The sequence below is a fragment of the Pseudoalteromonas sp. A25 genome, assembly GCF_009176705.1.
Taxonomy (GTDB): domain Bacteria; phylum Pseudomonadota; class Gammaproteobacteria; order Enterobacterales; family Alteromonadaceae; genus Pseudoalteromonas.
In genome coordinates, this window is record NZ_AP021847.1 from 573,743 (window position 1) to 590,654 (window position 16,912).

15 protein-coding genes are annotated in these 16,912 nt (G+C 42.9%); 5 read left to right on the top strand and 10 right to left on the bottom strand.

Annotated features, from left to right (window positions below; all coding sequences use genetic code 11):
* Window positions 1-5: 5 nt before the first annotated feature.
* Window positions 6-2,009, bottom strand: coding sequence for an alpha-amylase (locus GDK41_RS19015; RefSeq protein ID WP_152088051.1), 2,004 nt, complete (start codon window positions 2,007-2,009; stop codon window positions 6-8).
* 91 nt (window positions 2,010-2,100) lie between these two features.
* Window positions 2,101-2,442: a winged helix-turn-helix transcriptional regulator gene (locus GDK41_RS19020; RefSeq protein WP_152088052.1), complete on the bottom strand. Its 342-nt coding sequence runs from the start codon at window positions 2,440-2,442 to the stop codon at window positions 2,101-2,103.
* Window positions 2,443-2,561: 119 nt separating this feature from the next.
* Between GDK41_RS19020 and GDK41_RS19025 the strand changes: the two genes are divergently transcribed.
* The gene (locus GDK41_RS19025; RefSeq protein WP_152088053.1) at window positions 2,562-3,326 is read left to right on the top strand and encodes an SDR family NAD(P)-dependent oxidoreductase; all 765 of its coding nucleotides are present in this window, start codon (window positions 2,562-2,564) and stop codon (window positions 3,324-3,326) included.
* A gap of 139 nt (window positions 3,327-3,465) precedes the next feature.
* On the opposite strand, the gene GDK41_RS19030 is transcribed toward GDK41_RS19025, so the two are convergent.
* Complete coding sequence (locus tag GDK41_RS19030) at window positions 3,466-4,470, bottom strand: L-threonylcarbamoyladenylate synthase (protein WP_152088054.1); 1,005 nt, start codon at window positions 4,468-4,470, stop codon at window positions 3,466-3,468.
* A gap of 110 nt (window positions 4,471-4,580) precedes the next feature.
* Between GDK41_RS19030 and GDK41_RS19035 the strand changes: the two genes are divergently transcribed.
* A complete protein-coding gene (locus GDK41_RS19035; RefSeq protein WP_152088289.1) occupies window positions 4,581-5,489 on the top strand; it encodes a histone deacetylase family protein in 909 nt (302 codons plus the stop codon).
* Between the two features lie 121 nt (window positions 5,490-5,610).
* Here the strand turns inward: GDK41_RS19035 and GDK41_RS19040 are convergent, their stop codons facing one another.
* Window positions 5,611-6,330 (bottom strand): substrate-binding periplasmic protein, encoded by a 720-nt coding sequence (locus GDK41_RS19040; protein ID WP_152088055.1) that lies wholly within the window; start codon window positions 6,328-6,330, stop codon window positions 5,611-5,613.
* A gap of 148 nt (window positions 6,331-6,478) precedes the next feature.
* Here GDK41_RS19040 and GDK41_RS19045 point away from each other — a divergent pair, with 148 nt between their 5' ends.
* Window positions 6,479-7,351 carry a tetratricopeptide repeat protein gene (locus GDK41_RS19045; protein WP_152088056.1) on the top strand — a complete coding sequence of 291 codons (873 nt, stop codon included), beginning with the start codon at window positions 6,479-6,481 and terminating at the stop codon, window positions 7,349-7,351.
* Window positions 7,352-7,504: 153 nt separating this feature from the next.
* Here GDK41_RS19045 and GDK41_RS19050 read toward each other — a convergent pair whose 3' ends face one another.
* The 5 genes from GDK41_RS19050 to GDK41_RS19070 all read right to left on the bottom strand — a co-directional run bounded on the left by GDK41_RS19050 (window position 7,505) and on the right by GDK41_RS19070 (window position 11,911).
* On the bottom strand, window positions 7,505-7,822 hold the full coding sequence (locus GDK41_RS19050) for a hypothetical protein (RefSeq protein ID WP_152088057.1): 318 nt from the start codon (window positions 7,820-7,822) through the stop codon (window positions 7,505-7,507).
* 70 nt (window positions 7,823-7,892) lie between these two features.
* Window positions 7,893-8,633: a ferredoxin--NADP reductase gene (locus tag GDK41_RS19055; RefSeq protein ID WP_152088058.1), complete on the bottom strand. Its 741-nt coding sequence runs from the start codon at window positions 8,631-8,633 to the stop codon at window positions 7,893-7,895.
* A 149-nt stretch (window positions 8,634-8,782) separates the two neighbouring features.
* Window positions 8,783-9,772 carry a hypothetical protein gene (locus tag GDK41_RS19060; RefSeq protein WP_152088059.1) on the bottom strand — a complete coding sequence of 330 codons (990 nt, stop codon included), beginning with the start codon at window positions 9,770-9,772 and terminating at the stop codon, window positions 8,783-8,785.
* Between the two features lie 206 nt (window positions 9,773-9,978).
* Entirely contained in the window at window positions 9,979-10,680 is a 702-nt protein-coding gene (deoD, locus tag GDK41_RS19065) for a purine-nucleoside phosphorylase (RefSeq protein WP_152088060.1), read from the bottom strand.
* Window positions 10,681-10,696: 16 nt separating this feature from the next.
* The gene (locus tag GDK41_RS19070; RefSeq protein WP_152088061.1) at window positions 10,697-11,911 is read right to left on the bottom strand and encodes a phosphopentomutase; all 1,215 of its coding nucleotides are present in this window, start codon (window positions 11,909-11,911) and stop codon (window positions 10,697-10,699) included.
* A gap of 303 nt (window positions 11,912-12,214) precedes the next feature.
* On the opposite strand from GDK41_RS19070, the gene udk reads away from it, so the two are divergent.
* Entirely contained in the window at window positions 12,215-12,844 is a 630-nt protein-coding gene (gene udk, locus GDK41_RS19075; protein WP_152088062.1) for a uridine kinase, read from the top strand.
* Between the two features lie 17 nt (window positions 12,845-12,861).
* The gene (locus GDK41_RS19080) at window positions 12,862-14,085 is read left to right on the top strand and encodes a NupC/NupG family nucleoside CNT transporter (protein ID WP_152088063.1); all 1,224 of its coding nucleotides are present in this window, start codon (window positions 12,862-12,864) and stop codon (window positions 14,083-14,085) included.
* Window positions 14,086-14,203: 118 nt separating this feature from the next.
* Here GDK41_RS19080 and GDK41_RS19085 read toward each other — a convergent pair whose 3' ends face one another.
* Window positions 14,204-16,816, bottom strand: a complete 2,613-nt coding sequence (locus tag GDK41_RS19085; protein WP_152088064.1) for a hypothetical protein — start codon at window positions 16,814-16,816, stop codon at window positions 14,204-14,206.
* Window positions 16,817-16,912 lie beyond the last annotated feature (96 nt).

The window sequence follows — 16,912 nt, forward strand, 5'->3', positions numbered from 1 at the left end:
TTTATCTAAAAATGTGCATATGTTGCAGCGTGCTTACCAAATTCAAATACATTGATTTTTCCGCATTGCGCAAAGTGGTTGTTACTTTCATATGGGGCGTTGGGCTGGCGTATATCTCCCTCCCAACCCTGACCGTTCTTAACATACGCTTTTAGTTCAAACCAGCCGTTAATAGTATTGCTGCAATCCATTTGTACATCCAACATCCAATAATGCTGACCATACTGGTTTAAAGGCGTTTCACCGTAACCATCATTTTCTACAGTGCGTTTTATACCCCAGTCAGTGGGCCATGCGTTTGTTGTCCAATCTAATGGGCTACCCTGTGCGGTTGGGCTTTGTCCAGATTCGTTCGCTGCCCAGTCAAGGTAGTGATCACCCGCTTTCCAGCCTGAGGTTGTACTGTTTTTTAGGTTGTTATGGCTAATTTTTAACATACACAGCGCGGGATCCTGGGTGCAATCTTTGCCAATACTCAGTGCATAATTGTGATCAATGCCACCGCGAATAAACATATCTTGACCTGACGAGGTCTGCGCTTTGATAAATACCACTGTGCGCTGCAAATCGGTAGTTGTGCCTTGTGCTAGCTTGGCATTGTGATGAATCGCAAGCGCATCCATTTGCGACAGTAAGATAGAGGCAACCCCTTGAGCGTTAACGTTAACCTGACGCCCCGAGCAACTAGATTTATCAGCGCTTAAGTTACCTGATAACACATCACAATATACTCCTGGTGCTAACCCTGTTTGTAAAGATTGAGAAAGCGCCCCTGACTCTCGGTTAATAACCACAAAGCCTTCGTTACCTCGTGAAAATGCTATTTGGTTATTGCCGTTATCCCACCAATTACTCACTTGCCAATGACCTGTGGTGTTATTGCGAAAATCAACCGCGCCCGAGATCATACTGTGGCGATGCTCACACTGCCATTGCTGAGCAGAGCAGTTTAGTTGGCCGTTGTCGTGAACAGGCACACTCGGCGCACCAGCATCGCTATCATGGTTAAACTCGTAACTCGACATCACCTTTGGGTAACCATATGGATACGCCAACATAAATACATTGGCTAAGTCGTAAAGCTTGCCATCAGCAAATGTCACCACATTACCAGCACCACCATGACCGCGTTGGTTATCGTGGTTATCAACAAACACTACGGCTTTATAGCTTGGCATCATTCCCCAGGCTTCACCAAAATTGTTTAGCCAAGCGAGCTTGCCGCCTTTAAAGGTTTCTCCTAGCTTAGTGGTGTATTTAAACTCGGTAACAAGGCCATTGCCAAAGTATTCACTCGCGCTTACCGCTTCGCTTCCTTGGTCAATCACTTCTTGAAACACCAAAGGCGTACCATTGACTTGCGACAAAATCGTGGCGATATCTGATGCTGGCATATGCTTAGAGGCATCAAGTCTAAAGCCAGCAACGCCAGCATTCACCAATGAGTTTAAATAACCACTTAATTGCGACTGTACATAAGCAGAGTCGGTGTCTAAATCTGCCAAACCAACCAACTCGCAGTTTTGTACTCGCCACGCATTATTGCCATAATCTTCACCGTTGATAGCACAACTTTCATGAAAATCATGTGGGCTGTACATCGGGAACTGCTTAATACCATAGGTGTTGCCCGCAACGCCCTGCCCACTGCCAGCCGCCATATGGTTAATCACCGCATCTACGTATATATCAACGCCTGCTTGCTTACAGCGTTGCACCATATCTTTAAACTGCGCTTCACTGCCACCTCGGCTGTGCAACTGATAGCTCACTGGTTGATATCGAGTCCACCACGGATCGCCTGTGATGTGCTCATTTGGTGGTGACACTTGCACCGCCGCATAGCCTTTTGGTCCTAAAAAGGTTTCACACTCTTGGGCTACATCAGGCCAAGACCATTCAAACAAATGAACAAAAGTGGTAGGTTGAGCATGCACGCTCTGTGATAAACACAGCAATGTTGCCCCGCTCAATGCTGATAGTTTAGATATTTTATTTAATGTTGTCATAATGTGCTCTTGTTGTTGATTTATTTACAAACCGATAACAATGTAGAGCACCTGACCTAATTTATCCCGCTGAATACGTATGCAGCCAGAATTACTGAGCTTGGTTAATCTGCTGTTGTAGTTGCTCTAAAGCGTTCAAAATAGACAAAAACTGCTCCCCAAGCTCTGTTACTTCATACTCAACTCGCGGAGGGATCTCAGCAAAGCTTTGTTTTTTTAATACACCAAACTCAACATTTTTCTTAAGACACTGATTAAGTACCTTAGTTGTTAACCCATGTGTTTTTCGGACCATTTCGCCTGGCCTATTAATGCCTGCCGCCAATAATTGATACACTGTTAACGACCACTTACAGCCAACCAACACCTCTACCATACGTGCAGACTCTTGCGGGCCCACTTTTCTTTCAACTTTTTTATCTTTATTAATCATAATCATGTACCAAAAAGTACCCTATAAACCAATTTGTACCTACTATTTTTATGCGTCACAGTCAGTCATTGTTATACACCAATTACACATGGTGTGTGATATTTAGATGAGGATTAAGTATGTTATTTTCAAACTCGGGTTATGCCATGATCGTTGGCGGCAGCAGTGGTATCGGCTTTGCTACAGCACAATTATTACTCAAACACCAAATTCCAGTTTGTATTGTGGGTAAGAACGCCACAAAGTTACAATCAGCTTTAACAGCTTTAGACAGTGCCAACGCCAGTGCATTACTCGCCGATTTATCTACGTCTGAAGGTACAAACGTGGTAGCAACGTATATTGCACAGCACACAGCCCCAATTCAATATCTAATAAATGCTGCAGGCTACTTTAATCCAAAACCATTTATTGAACATACCGAGGTGGATTATGAACGCTATTTCGCACTCAATAAAAGCCTGTTTTTTATCACGCAAGCAGCCGTTAAAGTGATGCAAACTCGCCAACAAGGTGCAATTGTAAATGTCGGCTCTATGTGGGCAAATCAGGCAATTAAAGCAACGCCATCGTCAGCCTACTCTATGGCAAAGGCTGGGCTGCACTCACTAACACAACATTTAGCGATGGAACTTGCAGAGCATAATATACGCGTTAACGCAGTTGCGCCCGCGGTGGTTAAAACACCGATTTACGAGCACTTTATTGATGCCAAAGAAGTGGATGACGCACTCGCTAGCTTTAACCAATTTCATCCTCTTGGTCGTATTGGTACGCCAGAAGATATTGCAAACAGCATATGTCATTTATTGAGTGAGCAAAGTAGCTGGATCACCGGTACGGTGCTGAATATTGATGGTGGCGTAATGGCAGGTAGAAATTAATACTTTCGCAGCCAAAAAAGTGGGTTAATGTAAAAGCGGCTAAAAAGTGCAAAGGCAAACCTAAAAACCAGCGCAGGTGAAATAAATAATGGTTTTTGGCCCACAATATAGCCTTTTAGCTGTGGGCCTTGTCAGTCGCTTAGCTCGCAGCCGCACGACTTAAACGGTCAAGCACATCTAACCACTGCTCTTTATCAGGAGGAAGTTCAATCCAGATATGTTTAATATCTGCGTTATCTAACTGATAAAGCGCATAATATAGGTTTTGCGCATACGCTGCTTTGTCTGACGATAGCTTCATTTGCAGCGCTGATGTCTCATCAAGTGAGTTTGTTAGCGTATCGGAATAATACAAAACGGCAATATCATTTTGTGACAAGGTAGAGTGTGAACTAAGCTGCTCAAGCAAACTATTGCTCGTCATTAACTTAACAGGTTTAGTGGGTTGATAATGTGCTTTGACATTGCCAGGTACGGCAACATTGTGGCTTGTAGGGAGCTTAACTTCACACCCCAGCACGGCCTCAATCTGTGATTTAGTAATCGGCCCTGAGCGCAAAATAATCGGTGTATCACTTGTTAAGTCTAAAATGGTACTTTCTAGCCCCACATCGCATGGGCCCCCGTCTAACACGGCCGCTATCTTTTTATTCAGTCCAAACATAACCTGCTCTGCGGTTGTTGGGCTAATGCGTTTGTATGGGTTAGCAGACGGTGCAGCTAGGCCAGTATTTAAACGAGCTAACAACGTTCGTACTGCAGCTTGATTGGGTACTCTCAAGCCTACGGTATCTTGTCCACCTGTAACCACATAAGATACATGCTCAGCTTTTTGCAAAATAACAGTTAGAGGGCCGGGCCAAAACGCCTCAGCCAGTACCTTGGCGCTGTTTGGCACTTCACAAGCCCAGTCCTTTAGTTTTTCAACGCTATCTACATGCACAATTAAAGGATGATCGGCAGGTCGTCCCTTAGCAGCAAAAATCTGACTAACGGCCTCAGGTTGACTTGCATCTGCAGCAAGGCCGTAAACCGTTTCGGTTGGAATTGCCACAAGTTGCCCACTTTTTAAGTATTCATAAGCTGTTTCTAAACTTTGCGGGTCATTTGTAGATAAAATTTTTGTTTCTAAATCTGCGCTCATACCAAATCCAATCAGAAGCCATGCTCGTACATATTCTGCAAACCCGCTATTATACCCTAATAGCTGTGCACAGCTACAATAAATCAATCATAAAAGAGCATGCAGCACCTATGAGCTTCAACCCCAATTTACCTTTGGTGTACCATCCAAATTACTCTTTCTCATTTGATCCAAAACACCGCTTTGTAATGAGCAAATTTGCGCGCCTATTTGAACAATGCAAACAACGTGGTCTGATACAAAACAATCTTCACCAGCCCAGCATTGGCACGCCCCAGCGCCTAGAGAACATCCATTGCGAGAACTACATTTGGGATCTTTGGCATAATCGCTTGAGCGAGAAATGCATGCGCCGCATTGGCTTGCCTTGGTCAGAGCAACTGATGGCACGGACATTTACCGCTCCACTAGGCACTTTAAAAGCAGCACAATTGGCGCTACAGCATGGTATTGCTTGTCATTTGGCTGGAGGCACACACCATGCTCATTACGATTTTGGCTCTGGTTTTTGCATGGTTAACGACCTGGTTTTTACTGCCCACGAGTTGGTGGCAACTAGACAGGTTCATAACGTACTGATTTTTGATTTAGACGTGCATCAAGGCGATGGCACTGCCGCTATGCTTGCCCATAACCCTTATGTATTTACCTGCTCCATTCACTGTGAAAAGAACTTTCCGTTTAGAAAACATGCGAGCGATCTAGATATTGGCCTAGATAACTATTTAGAAGATCAACCCTATTTACACATTGTCAAAGAAACTCTGACTGGGTTAATTGATGACTTAAACCCATCGCTGGTGATTTACGATGCGGGTGTAGATATTTGGCAACACGATAGCCTAGGAAAGCTAAACATTAGCTGGCAAGGGTTACAAAAAAGAGATGCGCTCGTTTTATCAACCTGTCAAGCACGCGGTATTCCCGTCGCTACCGTGATTGGTGGGGGTTATGACAAAGATCACCATCGTCTTGCACAAAGGCATAGTATTGTTGTCGAACAAGCAGCCTTACTGTAAGCCTGATACTTCATAAAACCTCTCTAGTATGTACCAAAAGCAGGCAGCTGATATCACTCCCGCTATTCACACCTCTTTGAGGTAGGCCTTTCGTGGCAATAACTCAGGTCACATCAGTCATTTATGGGCTATCAAACTGTTGGTTGTGCTTGGCGAGCGCTTCTTGCACACGCTTTACTATCTGTGGATCGGTGTTTTTACTAAATGCCATACACGCGCGCCGCTCGTTAGCATTTTTTACTTCATGCGCAATTTCCAAAAGCTCAAAGGGTCTGCCTAATTCACGCATTCTTTCATACGCGGTGTACTCGGTGGTAATAATAAAGTCAACACGTCTTGCTAAGAGCTTGCGAGGGCTTGCACTGGGATCAGCGGTTAAATCGAGGTTCACCCCATTTTTAAAACCCTGAGCCAATAAATATTCATGAGAGATGCTGCCTCTCACTAGAGAAATAATATAATTTTTGGCATCGTCCAAAGTAGTGAGCTTAATGTCATCACGGCTACGTAGCTTAAATAGATACTCTTTCACTGGATTAAGTAATGGACATGCCCACAAAAAGAGAGCTTCCCGCTCTTCTGTGCGATAAATTGAATAAATCATGGTATTGGCATTACGCTGTGCCATTTTCATAGAGCGTACCCAAGGGTAGCTTCTGATCTCATAAGGTATTTTTGCAGCATCAAGCACTTCACGTACTTTTTTAGTCGCACGGCCAACAACTTCCCCCTCTTCATTGGTGAAATTGTATGGAACCCATTCTTCGGTAACAACATTCAACTTAGGTTCTGCATTGATAGCGAAAGAAAACAGTATCAATACCAGCCAAAACTTCTTCATTCATAGACTCACTATAACGACGAGTACACTATTATGTGTCCTCTTACTTTACATAGCAAAAACAACTAAATAGTTTGGTGTGCTGCTTTGCATTTTATCGCAACTTCATGCACCATGCGCTCTTAATCAATAGAAAGTATAGTCCGTTATGAAATCATTCTTTTTTTTACTCTGCATTTGCTTACTTAGCTTTGGAGTGAACGCTCAGCAAGCAGCTAAACTTACCGAGACCCAACAAGATAAAGCCCTTGAAGAACTGCAAGCGCCAATGTATAAACCTTTATTGGAACGCTACATACTAGACGAACTAAAAGCTGTTCGTTACGACCAGCAAAAGCTGCGTGAAGACCTTACCAAACAAGTCACCCACTCTCAACTTGATGCCGCCGATAGAGCTATCACTTATACCACCGATACAATTAACAATGTGTTGTTCATTATCACCGCAACCGCGTCTATTTTAGTTGTAGTTGGTTGGACATCGTTAAGAGACATTAAGAGTAAAGTGGAAGACTTAGTCAAAGAGCGCGTTGGTAACATTACACAAGAGTACGAACAGAGGCTGCAAGTACTTGAATCGAAGTTAAAAGAGCGCTCAGAAGAAATTTTAAATAACCACAAAAAGATAACCATAACGAATGAAGTTCACTCTCTGTGGATGCGCGCTAACTTAGAAAGCGATATGAATTCTAAAATTGAGATTTATGACGAAATTCTAAAGCGCAAGCCTGAAGATGTCGAAGCAATCGCATACAAAGCCGATGCTTTATTAGAGCTTGGCGAAACGGGCGTTGCAATTCAGCTATGCAACCAAGCGTTAGAAATGGACAATGACTATGGCTATGCCTATTGGCAAAGAGCTTGTGCGTTCGCCATGTTACACCAGCATGCTGATGCCATGGCCGATATACGCATGGCGCTAGAATATGCGCCTAATTTGAAAAACGAGCTATTGCATGAAGCAGCTTTCGCCAGCTTACATGACAATGCCAGCTTTAATGAGTTGATTGAGCACGCATAAACGTGCTTTCTAGCGCCACTTTATGTAACAGATGAGCATGCTGGGCAACATCGCCCAGCTCTGCTTACCTTTTATCGTTTATAAAAGGTCGCTTTAGCACATAGGCGGTCACGCACAACAAAGCGCAAGAGACCACAATAATCCGACTTTGCTTTATAGTCGCTTCAAATAAGCATCAATAGCATGAGATAGCAGCTCATCAATTTGTTCTTCAAATTGATCTTTTTCTTTATCTAACCTAGCTAGATAAGCCATAACTTGGCTTTCTGATAAGTTCTTATTGCCGACTTTATATTCTCGCTCCGGTAACGATTTATCGTAACGCGGAACAAAGCTAAAAACAGCATAAACAGGCGGTTTAATTTTAGTATTCGCATACTGGCAAAAGCCTTCAACAAACTCAACACCTGTTGGCCCCAAGCATCCTGGCTCTACGCGATACAGCAGTCTTATCCTTTTATCTTCACTCATTGTTACACCAAGGCACCTTGTTTAATTTATAAACTCATAAATACACAAATCATATAATATAAACAATAAATCACCAATATTGCTCTACTGTTATATGGCCAGGCTCCGCACGCCGATGCCTTTTAAACCCGTCGTTCATCAATAATTTTGTTGTATCTTTTACCATTTGCGGGTTTCCGCAAATCATAAAGTGGCTAGATTTTGGTAGCTCACTTAAACCACAATATTGACCCAACTTGCCAGTTTCAAGTAAATCGGTGATCCGTCCTGACAAGCCTAATTCAGGCTCTTCTCGAGATACTACAGGTACGTAGGTAAATTGTTTAAATAACTTTTCTGTCGTTATGATCTGATGCTGATAGGTAAGATCATCATTATAACGAACACCATGCACCAAAATAACACGCTTAAACCTATCCCACAGTTTACCTTGGGCAATTATTGACAAAAATGGACCTATTGCAGTTCCTGTACTTAGCATCCATAACACATCGCAATCAGGTACTTCTTCAATGGTTAAAAAGCCATTCGCTTGAACGCTCACATCTATTTCGTCGCCCACTTTTAGCTCTGACAGCTTTTGTGACAAACTACCGTCTTCAACTTCAATTAAATAAAACTCTAATACTGGCTCTTGCGGAGAATTAACAAAAGAATATGCACGCGCAACACGCTTGTCGCCTATTTTTAGTGCGAGTTTAGTGAACTGGCCCGCTTTGAAAGGCTCAATATCGGCAGAGATCTTTAGACTGAACAAGCTGGGTGTCCACCAATTTACATCGAGTATTTTACCGGTTACCCATTGTGACATTTGTTAACCTCGCTGCGTTATTTAAGCATTTACTCTTTTGTTAGTTAATTAACAGCCCTAGCGTGATAGCTTTGCAAAAAAGTTGCTACCTCTGCACTTTAAAAGCTTCATAACCTTATAATTAAACCATGGCAGATATAAGAATAAAGTCAAAGTGTTGGGCACCATGGTTGTGCCATAGATTCAGGTAGCAACGTTTTGCCTAGTCTAATAGGTTTTTGTTTAGGATATAAATACGCTTTATCAACCACTTTTAAATGCGCTTTAACATCAGCACCGAAGCCACGCTTTATCAGTGGTTTGACATGTTCAGCTAGCCATCGCTCTTGTGCCAACGTCACTTCTTTCGTCTTTATTGCTTGCGCTATCAAGTCTAACCATTGCAGGTATTGTAAAGACTCCATATCTTGCTCATCAACTAAGGTTTCGTATCCTTGGCGATAATGCGAAAAAGTACTTAACAAGTTACCAGATAAAGATGCACCTAAAATATTCAATGTCACCCCGGCTGCAGAAATTGCATTACCCAGCTTGCCATAAAAACCTCGAGCTTGTTCAAAACTTGACACTGCCTCTTCAAATTTTCCAAGAGATGTCAGTATGTTTCCCCTAACCACAAAGTAACCTGCTTTAACCCTCATTGATAATTGCTTTTGATCAATACTATTAATTAATTGATAAGCCATCGCGGGTTGTTCTGATAATCTATAAACAATTGCCAAATTAACTTTAAGTGTAGCCAGCTCTATGTCACTAGCAGATAAGTCCAACGCACACGTATAATGTTTGCGAGCTTGTTCCAGTTGATAATTAAAACGATAGGCTACCCCTATCCTCGTCACTAAATTAAACTTAATAGGTTCAACATAAATAGAGAGTTCAGGGCTGGAAAGGCGCTTTACAATACTCACAAAGGTCGACCACTGCGAAGCATTTAAAGCTGCCAGCAGCCCCTCAAAATGCAAATCAGTCAAAACTTGCTTATCTGTATTGTCAATTTGTGCTTGTTTTAGCAACTCAGAGTAACGCTGGACCGCCTTATCAGGCTCACTTGACGACAGCTTTTTTAACTCGTCTATCTGTACACTGCTTACGGGCAACATCAGCAAAGAAGATAATAGCATTGCATTTATAAACATTAACGCTCTCTTAAAAAGTCAACTAATCAAAAGCATAGTAACTATTAGCGAAATTTTCATCGAAGTTTTAGGCAAAAAAAAGCCGCACTAAGTGCGGCTTTTTGGGTGTGATTCGCTTTGTTTTAGGCGTGTCTCCAAAACTCTGCGATTACGTTACCAAGGAACTAATCATTTGCAGGCCTTGTTAAACCTGCAAATATAAATTTTTAAATCGACTCTAATGCGATTTTAACCATCTCGTTGAAGGTGCTCTGACGCTCTTCAGCTGGTGTTGCTTCACCGGTAATAACATGATCACTCACGGTAAATAAAGCCATGGCTTTTGCACCGTACTCAGCAGCAACGCCATACATGCCGGCGGTTTCCATATCAACAGCCATAACGCCTAGCTTGTCTAACTGCTCATAAAAAGTGCCATCTGCTTGATAAAAAGTGTCGGTTGTAAATACGTTACCCACTTTAGCGGCGATACCAAGCTTGCGAGCTGCATTTACGCCATTTTCTAGCAAACCGAAGTCTGCTATCGCTGCAAAATCATAGCCACGAACACGAGCACGGTTTACATTTGAATCTGTGCTCGCACCTTGAGCGAAAATCACATCGCGAATTTTGATATCTTTACTTATACCGCCGCAGGTACCAATTCGGATCAGATTTTTTACGCCATAACTTACAATTAGCTCTCTAGCGTAAATAGACATTGAAGGAATACCCATGCCCGAACCCATGATGCTCACAGGTTTCCCGTTATACGTACCAGTAAAACCATACATGTTACGAACACCAGTCACTTGACGTGCATCTTCTAAAAAGTGCTCCGCAATATATTGTGCTCGAAGCGGATCGCCTGGCATTAATACTGTTTCAGCAAAATCACCACTGTTTGCACTAATATGAGGTGTGCTCATCGATTGTTTTCCTTCTTTATGCTCTGTTTAGTGAAGTAACAAACCCTTCACCATACTCAAGCGCAGACAACTTAAACCACTGGGCAAGGGTTTGACCTATATCTGCAAAACTTTGTCTTTCTCCTAGCGGAGCATTTACCATACCCGGCGTGTAAGCCAATACTGGCACATACTCACGAGTATGATCGGTACCTGGTGCTGTTGGATCACAACCATGGTCGGCAGTTATCAACAACAAGTCATCGCTTTGCAGTTTATTGAGTATAGTCGGTAAAAAAGCGTCAAATTGCTCAAGTGCCTGTGCGTACCCAACTGCGTTGCGGCGATGGCCAAATTTTTCATCAAAATCCACTAAATTAGTGAAAATCAAACTGTGATCAGGTGCGCTGTCCACTAGCTCTGAGGTTTTCTTAAGCAAGTTCATCAGCCCCGGTGCTTTGTGCTTCTGAGTTATGCCTTGGTGAGCATATATGTCAGAAATTTTGCCTACACTGATCACTTCACCACCGTCCGCTGCTAGTTTGTCTAAAACCGTCGGTGCAGGTGGTAACACCGAATAATCTCTGCGATTACCCGTACGAATAAAGTCGGCACTCGAGGTGCCTATAAACGGCCGCGCTATCACTCGTCCTATATTCATTTCATCAAGCAGTGCCCGTGCGATTTCACATACCTGATAAAGCTTGTCAAGGCCGAATGATTGCTCATGAGCGGCTATTTGAAAAACGCTATCAACCGAGGTGTAACAAATAGGCATGCCAGTGTTAACATGCTCTTCACCCAGTTGTTCTAAAATTGTTGTTCCAGAGGCGTAACAGTTGCCTAAAATACCCGGAATGTCAGCGCGCTTGCATAACTCATCTACAAACGCCTGAGGAAAACAAGGTGTTGTATTTGGGAAATAACCCCAATCAAACAACACCGGCACGCCGGCCATTTCCCAATGACCTGATGGCGTATCTTTGCCACTCGATAGCTCTTTTGCATAACCCCAAGCTGCTTGAGGGGTCTGGCGCTCACTGACTTCGCATGATTCGCCACCTGCCGCTTCGCAAGCATCTAACAGCCCCAAGCGACTTAGGTTTGGTAAAGACAGTGCTTTGCCAGTTTCTTTTTTGTAAGCTTGTAAGAGGTGTGCAAGCGTATTTGCACCAACATCACCAAATTTATCTGCATCTGGTGCGGCGCCAATGCCTAGGCTATCTGCCATTAAAATAATTGCTCTTGCCATTTTTTACCTCATATTTACAAGACCTGGGTTTACATGTGAAAAAGTAATCAACTTGCGCTCCCATTGATTGCTACTTTATTGTTGCTCCGAATAATCGTACAGGACATAAGTCCGCTGTCATAAAAGCATAATAAAATTCACGAACTGCGTTGAACTTGTCGATTTTGTCTCACAGGACAAAAGTCCTGTTTTGTTAAACGCAAAATCGCTAAATTTGCATCCTAAGCGAAGCAAAAGAGATTAATCGTGTCTTTTTTGCTATTGTGATCTTCCAACGTTAACGACTGCTGGGTGTGAACTTTAGTGACACGAACAATTATAGCTATTGCTGGAGCTTCTGCTTCTGGCAAATCTCTTTTTACACAAACAATATACAACGAATTGGTAAACGAGCTTGAATCAGGCGCGATTGCCATTATTGAAGAAGACGCTTATTACAAAGATCAATCGCATTTGCCGTTCGAGCATAGAACTCAAACTAACTATGACCATCCGGATGCGTTTGAACACGACTTGCTGCGCACACATTTAGAGCAGCTAAGACAAGGTAATGCAGTTGAAGTACCTACTTATGATTATGCCCAGCATACTCGTAGTAACGTGACTCGCACGGTAACACCCGCTAAGATATTAATCATAGAGGGTATCTTGTTGCTAAGCGATCCCGCATTAAGTGAAGAATTTGATATCAAGGTGTTTATAGATACACCGTTAGATATTTGTTTACTGCGTCGTATGCAACGAGATATTGAGCAGCGAGGTAGAAGCTTACCGTCGGTGGTGGAACAATACCAAGCAACGGTAAGACCAATGTTTTATCAGTTTATTGAGCCTTCAAAGCACAATGCCGACTTGGTCGTCACCCGTGGCGGTATGAATCGCGTTGCGATTGATATAATTAAAAGTAAAATAAAATACTTACTGCAAGAATAAAACGGGAACTTTAGGGCATGACAACAATAATGAGCTTAGTGGGCATGTTAATGCTGCTGAGCGTTGCGTATGGGTTTTCAACAAACCGAAGCGCTATAAACAAACGTACGGTTGGTGTTGCATTAGCAATGCAGGTATCAATTGGTGGCTTTGTACTGTTTGTTGAGGCAGGAAAAAACGCTTTAGCAAGTATGTCGAGTGCAGTTTCAGCTGTGATTGGTTATGCCAATGACGGAATAGGGTTTTTATTTGGGCCACTGGCAGATAAAAGTTCATTAGGCTTTATCTTTGCCGTTCAAGTGTTACCCGTGATCGTGTTTTTCTCTGCTTTAGTAGCTGTTTTGTACTACTTAGGCATCATGGAATGGATCATTAAAATTTTGGGTGGCGGTTTACAAAAGTTGCTAAAAACTTCAAAGCCGGAGTCTTTGTCTGCGACTGCAAATATTTTCGTGGGACAAACTGAAGCCCCGTTGATTGTAAAACCGTTTATACCAACAATGACTAAATCTGAATTATTCGCCGTTATGGTGGGTGGTTTAGCTACGGTTGCCGGCTCTGTTATGGCTGGATATGTTGCGATTGGGGTTGAGCTTAAATACCTTATTGCAGCGAGCTTTATGGCAGCACCGGGTGGTTTCTTGATGGCAAAAATGATTGTGCCAGAAACAGAACAACCAAAACAAAACTTAGCGGATGTTAATGCTGAGGAAGACAAACCAGTTAATGTTATTGACGCAGCCGCTGCAGGCGCATCAAGCGGTATGCATTTAGCCCTTAACGTCGGTGCAATGCTACTGGCATTTGTAGCATTAATTGCTTTGTTGAATGGCATGTTAGGTGGCATAGGTGGCTGGTTTGACTACCCAACTCTAACATTACAAGAAATTTTAGGTTACGTATTTGCCCCAGTAGCATGGTTAATTGGTGTACCTTGGGATGAAGCCGTAACAGCCGGTAGCTTTATCGGACAAAAGCTAGTAGTTAACGAGTTTGTTGCCTACTTAGACTTTATGAATTATCGCGATGGGTTAAGTGAGCATACACAAGCGATTGTCACATTCGCGTTATGTGGCTTTGCTAACCTGTCATCGATAGCAATTTTACTAGGCGGACTAGGTGGTATGGCACCAAGTCGTAGAAAGGATATCGCACGCTTAGGGCTCAGAGCGGTTTTAGCAGGGTCAATGGCTAACCTCATGAGCGCAGCAATTGCAGGGTTTTTCCTCTCGCTAGCTTAGAAACTTAACGAGATATGCCGCATTTGCAAAACAATTGGTTGAATGCCTTAAGGGGTTAAGGCTTTCATACTAACTTGAACGATACTTCACCAAAGGGCCGCAAGGCCCTTTTATCGTTTTAAGCCGACTCTAATTCAGCCTCATTCTCATATGTTCTTTCCAAGCGCTCAATTGCTTGCAGTGCATATTGCTTATCTTCTTCAGGCAATGAATCTATTAGCTCAGCAAACTCATCAAACGTCCAATGGGTTGGTTGCTTGCCAAGCCCCTGAACTATCTTTTCGTAGCGTAGTTGGTTATCTTGAGTTCTATTCGCAAGCCAAGCTAAAAAGGCAACCACGCTGCCATCAACACAATCTGACGCATAATCGACTAAGTATTCATCAGCAAACTTAATGGCCTGTGAATATTGCTGAGCAACCACTGACCAGCCAATTCGCACGGCTCGCGCATCTCGCATATTCGCTTGAATTTTTGGGCAAACGTCATCACAAAACATCTCGATAACTTTATTATATGCGCGCGGGTCTCTATCTCGTTTCGCAATAGCATTGGCTTGACCTAAAGCCGCCATTGCAGTTTGGTGTCGCACTTCATCGCACACGTCATTACCAAACGTCTCGATGACCTTATTATAGGCTAGGGGGTCACTATCTCGTTTCGCAAAGCCATTGGCTTGATTAAAAGCCGCCATTGCAGCTTGGTGTCGCACTTTATCGCACACATCATTACCAAACATCTCGATAACTTTATTATATGCATCAGGGTCACTATCTCGTTTCGAAAAACCATTGGCTTGATTAAAAGCCGCCATAGCTGCACGTAATCTTATCTCGTCACAAGCGTCTGCACAGAACCTGTCGATAACCTCATTATATGCTTCTGGACATCTGTCTCGCTCCGCCATTATTTGTGCTTTCACAAACATTGCTTTGACTGCAACAAGCTTAAGTTCAATATTGCTACTATCTATATAGCGAACTACTACAAACTGGAGTAACTCATCTCGCTTAATTCTGTTTGCATATTGAAATAGGTTTTCTGCAACTCTCACTCTTAAATTATCACTGAGACTGTCATCTGCAGGAAACTCATCAAGTAATTTAGTGCAGTCATTGTTTATGCTATACAACTCTGGGAAATGCTTCCCCCTCAACCCTAACGGGGCACAAGGTTGTTGATGCTGTGTAAGTGCATAAAAACTGCAAAGCCTGTTGTAGGCTTGTTCATTACCCATGCTCATTCTGCCAACTAAGGAATACATGTCTGCTGGATGCTCATCAGTTAGCTTAATAAATGCTTGTAGCTCTTCATTAAACGTTGACAGCAGCTCATCAACTTGGAAACGACTTAAACTCCTGAGTTCAGTAATGATGCGTAGCTTCTCACCCAAACCCAGTGACAGCGAGTAAATACACTTATCGACCATTTCCAAAGCCGTGTCACGCTCTTTGTATGTAAATGCAATTTGCTGTGCGCAGGCCGCTAACGTGGGCACAATATGCTGCGCTTGTGTGTCCATAATGATTTTTTTGAGCGCCCTGCTTATGGCTGTGGCTAAGTTGCCGCTAGCATTCAGTGGCTTAGCATATTCACCCAATCTTTCAATTGCTTCTAATCGCAATGCAATATCGGGCTCAGTAACCAGAAAATATACTAGTGGGATATCACACAATAAATCATGACCTAAGTGCCATTGCATCGCTTTACCACTGCCCGTTGTTGACACCCACCCTTGACGCTGCAACATATCAGAGGCTTTTCGTAATGGTTTCGAAAGCCCCTCTCGCACCGCCTTATCCATTGGATATAGGCACAGTAAAAAGGTGAAGTCTTCTTCCGTTAGGTTGCTATCAATATGACGGCGTAGTCTTTTTACCAGCCAATATCCATCATCATTGTCGCTTTTACTATCTGTCATGCCATGATTACTAAAATCGTAGCTCACCAAAGTGGCGATCAATGGCACCGCTGAGTTAATGGCTTGAGAGCGCAGCGGCTCCGGTACCTTAGCATTGGATAGTATCTCTTCACATACATGCTTTCGCCAAGGCAATAAAAGTTGCTCATTAAGTGATACTTCTTGACAGGTTCTTGAGTTTAAATATTCAGGCCCTTGCATAGCTGCTGAGCCATTGCTTAGCGTTCTTGTGGTTGTGACTAAAACGGCATAGCCTTCACTTTGGCTGATGATAGCTTGATGAACACCATCATATAGAGCGCCCATTTGCTCTATATAATCAATAATAAGCAAGGTTCTACACCTGTTCAGCCTTGCATCTTCAATAATAGATTTTACATCTTCTAAACTCGCATGTTTTTGTACCAACACACCTCGAAATCCGGATGCGCGATACAACTCAAGCGCAAGGCGTGTTTTACCTAGGCCACCATCCCCAGTAATAACCAAAGGTCGAGTGTGATCTTCAAGATAAGACAATAATTTGAATATACCCAACTCTTTTGGCGCAGCGACATAAGCTTGAATATCTGCGCACAATCGCGCCCTTAACCCTTCTTTACCCGCTAACCATTCAGGGTCATCAAAGCCTATTGGCAGCGACTGCTTACTTCCAAAGCTCAGCTTGCTAAGTACATACTTTCTGGGTAACTGGAAGGCGAACAATATGCCTAAAACAGCCATTATGAATCCTAGTACCGCAGACCAATTCTCAACCACAAAGAATGCGATCACATCAACAGTGTCACTTACAACTAAAAGCCAATTCATAAATAGTCCTTGCTGTTAAGCATTGAATTTAGAGAGTATTTTAAAAACTACTCGTTTACTCTTTGAATATCAATGCTATATGACTGGGACAGCCAA